At 52.1% G+C, this 1153-nt stretch carries 1 protein-coding gene; it reads left to right on the top strand.

The features are described from left to right. Positions 1-18: 18 nt before the first annotated feature. Positions 19-1118 (top strand): IS3 family transposase gene (locus tag BTJ39_RS24245; protein ID WP_096777791.1). Its coding sequence is split into 2 segments (ribosomal slippage): positions 19-280 and positions 280-1118, totalling 1101 coding nucleotides; the frame shifts between segments, so codons are not numbered across the junction. Positions 1119-1153 lie beyond the last annotated feature (35 nt).

Raw genomic sequence — 1153 nt, 5'->3', positions numbered from 1 at the left:
AAAAGGAACTGAAATACGATGAAAAAGACCCGTTATACCGAAGAACAGATAGCGTTTGCGCTGAAACAGGCCGAAACCGGCACCCGGGTGGAAGAGGTGTGCCGTAAAATGGGGATTTCTGAGGCCACATTTTACAACTGGAAGAAGAAATTTGGCGGTATGGGCGTCACTGAACTGCGCCGTCTGCGTCAGCTTGAGGAGGAAAATCACCGGCTGAAGCGCCTGGTGGCCGATTTGAGTCTGGACAAGGAGATGCTGCAGGACGTTATCCGAAAAAAGTTCTGAGGCCTGCACAGAAGCGCGAGGCGGTGGCATATCTGCTGGCCGCTTATCGCATTGGCGTCCGACGCGGATGCCATCTGATGATGCAGAGCCGCACGGTTTATCACTATCAGAGTTGCCGGGATGACCGGGCGCTGACCCGGCGTATTCGCGAGATAGCCGAAACACGGATACGCTATGGCTGCCAGCGTATCCATATCCTGTTACGCCGTGAAGGCTGGCGGGTCAATCACAAGAAAACCTACCGAATTTACTGTCTGGAAGGCCTTAATCTGCGGACAAAACGTCCGCGACGACATGTCACAGCGCGTCACAGGCGTTCGCGTCCGGCTGCGACAGCGGTGGACCAGTGCTGGAGTATGGATTTTGTTGCTGATAATCTGTTCAATGGCCGGCGCATCCGGGCGTTAACTGTAGTGGATAATTTTAGTCGCGAATGCGTGGCGATCGAGGTCGGGCAGGGCCTGAAAGGTGAGGATGTGGTGGGTGTTATGGAGAGGCTGAAACATCAGCACGGTCGTGTTCCGGAACGCATTCAGACAGATAACGGCAGCGAGTTTATCTCAAAAGTGATGGATAAATGGGCGTATGAAAACGGTGTGGTAATGGACTTCTCGCGCCCGGGAAAGCCCACGGATAATGCGTTTATCGAGTCATTCAATGGTAGCTTGCGGGATGAATGTCTGAACGTGCACTGGTTTTTATCGCTGGAAGATGCCTGTGAAAAGATCGAACAGTGGCGGCAGGAATATAACCGTGAAAGACCGCATTCATCATTAAATAACCGGACTCCGGAGGAATTTATCCGAAGTCTCCAAAAAAGTCAGGATCTCTGATTTACCCCTGCACTGATATTGGGAAGGGATCAAAA

Source organism: Izhakiella australiensis (assembly GCF_002006995.1).
Classification (GTDB): domain Bacteria; phylum Pseudomonadota; class Gammaproteobacteria; order Enterobacterales; family Enterobacteriaceae; genus Izhakiella; species Izhakiella australiensis.
Note: the sequence above shows the minus strand (reverse complement) of the source record. Positions and strands in the feature narration are given on the sequence as shown.